This window comes from Anaerolineae bacterium (assembly GCA_016931895.1).
In the GTDB taxonomy this organism is placed as follows: domain Bacteria; phylum Chloroflexota; class Anaerolineae; order 4572-78; family J111; genus JAFGNV01.
Genome location: JAFGDY010000250.1, coordinates 1 through 4,041, shown reverse-complemented (window position 1 = coordinate 4,041; position 4,041 = coordinate 1). Strand labels below are relative to the sequence as shown.

At 49.5% G+C, this 4,041-nt stretch carries 5 protein-coding genes; all 5 read right to left on the bottom strand.

Translation table 11 applies throughout. From position 1 onward, the window contains the following. Positions 1-358: ABC transporter permease (locus tag JW953_19300; GenBank protein MBN1994853.1), on the bottom strand; the 358-nt coding region annotated here is incomplete at its 3' end. After that, positions 345-1,952: a sugar ABC transporter ATP-binding protein gene (locus JW953_19295; GenBank protein MBN1994852.1), complete on the bottom strand. Its 1,608-nt coding sequence runs from the start codon at positions 1,950-1,952 to the stop codon at positions 345-347. The genes JW953_19300 and JW953_19295, both read right to left, overlap by 14 nt. A gap of 2 nt (positions 1,953-1,954) precedes the next feature. After that, the gene (locus tag JW953_19290; GenBank protein ID MBN1994851.1) at positions 1,955-2,692 is read right to left on the bottom strand and encodes a DUF2291 family protein; all 738 of its coding nucleotides are present in this window, start codon (positions 2,690-2,692) and stop codon (positions 1,955-1,957) included. Between the two features lie 33 nt (positions 2,693-2,725). Next, on the bottom strand, positions 2,726-3,712 hold the full coding sequence (locus JW953_19285; GenBank protein ID MBN1994850.1) for a sugar-binding transcriptional regulator: 987 nt from the start codon (positions 3,710-3,712) through the stop codon (positions 2,726-2,728). 38 nt (positions 3,713-3,750) lie between these two features. Then, positions 3,751-4,041, bottom strand: a 291-nt coding sequence (locus JW953_19280; protein ID MBN1994849.1) for a glycerol kinase, incomplete at its 5' end; no start/stop codon positions are given.

The following is a 4,041-nucleotide window of genomic DNA, read 5'->3' as shown; positions in this document are numbered from 1 at the left end:
CATTAAAAAAGATGATTATTCCGTCCGGGCCAAACCAGGGCAAAACCAGCCCCTCGGTCAACAATCCACCGGCGATCATCGCCGTCAAGCCAACGATTGAACCAACGGAGAGATCAATACCGGCCGTAAGAATGACAAACGTCATCCCTATACCCATGATGGCGTTAACAGCCACTTGCTTGGCAATGATAATGATGTTGGCCGGCGCCAAAAATCCGTCTACCAAAATAGTAAAGGCTGCCACGACTAAAATCAGCGCGATAAAAGCGCGGGCCTGCAAAAGATACGCCTGAATATCTGTACGCGTAAGATTTCTTTTTTGTTTACTGGGTACTACTACTGCATTAGCTTGACTCATGTTGTCCTCCATTATTTCCGTTTTCTTTCATGCCATGTCCTACACCGGAGGCCGCAACCAGGGCTTCTTCCGTGGCCTCTTGCCTGGAAAACTCACCCGTGATCAGGCCCTTGGACATCACCAAAATGCGGTCGGACATGGCCATGACTTCTTTCAATTCAGATGAGACAAAGATGATACCCAATCCTTCGGCAGCCAAATTGGACATAATCTCAAATATTTCAGACTTTGCGCCCACATCAATGCCGCGGGTCGGTTCATCCATCATCAGGATTTTGGGGTCGGTCAGCAACCCTTTGGCTACAATCACTTTCTGTTGGTTCCCGCCGCTCAAAGACGTAATGATTTGTTGCGGGTTAGACACTTTTAGCGACAAATCCTTGATCAGGGTATTGACACTTTCCGCTTCTTTTTTACTGGAAAGATAGAACCCGTTCAGATATTTTTTCAGGCTGGCCAAAAGCATATTATCGGCCACCGACATGGTTTGCACCAGGCCCTCACGCTGCCGGTCTTCGGGAATGAGGGCCAGCCCCAAACCAATCCGTTCGGTAACAGCATCCCCTTTTCTAAGCTCTCTCCCTTCCAGCCAAACTCTGCCGGTGGCTTCCGGGCGTAGACCAATTAAACACTCCGTCAATTCCGACCGTCCGGCACCCATCAAGCCAATAATGCCCAGAATCTCGCCGCGCCGTAAGGAAAATGAAACATGATCCAGAGTATAACCACCCCCCAAACGCGGCAGGGTCATATCTTCAACCCGCAGTATTTCCTCACCAATTTCCTGATTATGCTCATGGAAAAAGGTGCTGGCCCGACTGCGCCCCACCATTCTCTCAACAATCCACGCTATCGATGTTTCCGAGGCAGGTCTTTCGGCCACTAACTTGCCGTCGCGTAAAACAGTGATGTAGTCGCCAATTTGCAGTAGCTCCTCCAATTTGTGCGAAATATAGATAATGGCCACCCCTTGTTCCTTGAGTTCATTAATAACCTCAAACAACACTTCCACTTCCGAGGTGCTCAACGCCGAGGTCGGCTCGTCCATAATCAGAATTTGAGCGTCTTGGGCCAGAGCCTTGGCGATTTCAACAATTTGTTGATGCCCAATGCGTAAATTCGACACCAGGTCGTCCGGCTCAATCGGCTGGCGCAGGCGTCCAATCAATTCTCGCGTTTGTTGTTTTTGAGCTGCCTGATCAATCACCACGCCTTTAACAATTTCACGGGCCATAAAAATGTTTTCGGCGACGTTCAGATTGGGGAACAAATTCAACTCTTGAAAGATAATGCCAATCCCGTGACGGGTGGCATCCATGATGGATTTAATATGGATTTCTTCCCCTTCCAATAACAACCGGCCCGAAGTGGCTTGCTCAACCCCGGCGATGATCTTCATCAAGGTTGATTTTCCCGCGCCATTTTCGCCAACCAGCACATTGACTTTGCCGCGATAGACATTAAAATTTACATTGTCCAGGGCTACTGTGCCGGGAAATACCTTGGTGATCTTCTCGGCGTGCAGGATAATATCACCATTGGCAGCGGCCGGCGATGTTGCTTGCCCAACCTGAGTATTTGCTACGTCAGTCATAACTAACCTCCAACTTCAAGCTGAACCGGAACGATGATCACTTCAGACACGTCGATAGCAGGCGGTTTATTGAACGTGGGGATCGAAAACGCTCCGGCAAAGGAAACATCCTGTCCCTGCAAGCTGGCCGGATCAATATCTTTAAGTCCCCCAAGAACCAATTTGTTTATTTCTCTGCCGGCTTTGCCAAACTCTGTCTGGTCCTTAAAATCGGAGTCGTCAAACGTAATACCCGATATATCCCGCACCGCGGTTTCAGCGGTAGGGATGCGGGGGCCGGTATACAGTTTAACCTTAATGGGGCCATTGTAATCATTCAGAGCCAGTTCCACGGTTACGTAACGCGCTTCGGTGTCCGCGCCAACAACCTTGCCTTTACCCTTAACCTTAAAAACATGAGACTCGCCCTCTGTAGTAACCCCATACTGATCGGCCACATCCTGTAGATTGTCTTTGGTGGTTATGCCTGAAGAGTCGGCTTGAATTGCGCCCAACACGGTTGATATATCAATCCCCTCGTCAACAATGCCCGAAACAATGCCCGGCCATCTATTGGCAGCGTACACTTCGGGGTCAAAGACACCCCCTCCGGCAATAACGGTTGCTTCAGGTATAGATACAACTTTGTAAGGCGCGCAAGCCGAAAGAACCATCATCAGGATTATGACCAGAACCCCCATTACCCTATAACTGTAAATAAATGTGGTTTTTAAATCAGATACTTTAAATTTCTTCTCCATTGCACATACTCCTACTAAATTAAATTACTTTTTTTATTCCAGAAGAAAAAGATCATGCAACCTTCCGCTACTCTCCTCATCTAGCAACGCAGCCGCCGTAAACCGATCCGTGATGAGAACATTGATCCACCCCCCGGCCAATGCTCCGCGAATAGCGTTATGCTTTCTTCGTCCACCGGCAATACCCACACAACGATCAACGCTTTTCAACTGCTCCAAATTCATCCCTATCACCCGCTCATTAAGCGGGGTGACAACCGGTTCACCCACCTGATCAAAAAACCGCAGACAGACATCCCCTACCGCGCCATGTTGCCGAAGCATATTCAATTCATCGGGCGAGAACACGTTACCGCTGCTGGCCAGCAAATGAGAAGGTTCCACCGAACCAATCCCCACCAGGGCCAATGTGACCTGATCAAACATAGCCAGGGATTCTTTAACAAACTGGTCATCCAATAAAACCCGCATACTGTCTGCCGAACCTACAACGCCGGGCGCCGGCAAAAAGGCCGCTTCACCATTCACCAATGTTGCCAATCGGCCCGTGAGTCGGGCTGCATGTACCTCTGCGCTGGGGTTGCCAACCCCGCCGAGAATTTGGATAACCCGGGCTTCAGTTGAACGAGATAGGGGATGCATCGCGTCAACCATGCGCAACAAGGTTCCACTCCAGGATGAAATCCCAATAGTTTCTTGCTGCTTTAAACTGGTTTCCAGATAATAAGCAGCGGCGGCACCAATCTCGCGGATGGGATCATCATCATTGGAACAATCAACCACAACCGCGTCTTTCAGGTTATAAAAGCTCCGTAATTTCTCTTCCAATTCCGGATAAGCGCCGGGCGGAATGCTGATAACGGTGCGGACAATTTCTTCCCTCTTCGCCCGCTTTAACAAACGAGAAACTGTGGCCTGGGAAAGGTCTAACTGCTCGGCAATTTCAGATTGTTTCAGGCTGCGCTCGTAATAAAGGTGAGCAACCTTGGTAATCAGGCGTATTTCATCAATACGTGCCATTAATTTTGCTCCTTTTATCTAATCAGACTTTGATCAGATTATATTCCAGGATCAAAAGAAACGCGAGCAATTGCTTGCTGCCACCCTGCGTAAAGTTCAGTTCGTTCCGAATCCGCCATGTGGGGTTCAAAACTATCGTGCGGGCGAGGAAGTTCGGCAATTTCCGCTTCCGATTGCCACACGCCGGTGGCCAATCCCGCCAGGTACGCCGCGCCCAGAGCCGACACGTCTGCCGATGAGCTGCGGCGGATGGGGCAATTGATAATATCCGATTGGAATTGCATCAGTAGATTATTCCGACTGGGGCCGCCATCGACCAGTAACATCTG

Bases quoted from the DNA above. Each gene is read 5' to 3' on its own strand.
- JW953_19285 (MBN1994850.1), bottom strand. From the start codon at position 3,712: ATGGCACGTATTGATGAAATACGCCTGATTACCAAGGTTGCTCACCTT.
- JW953_19295 (MBN1994852.1), bottom strand. From the start codon at position 1,952: ATGACTGACGTAGCAAATACTCAGGTTGGGCAAGCAACATCGCCGGCC.
- JW953_19290 (MBN1994851.1), bottom strand. From the start codon at position 2,692: ATGGAGAAGAAATTTAAAGTATCTGATTTAAAAACCACATTTATTTAC.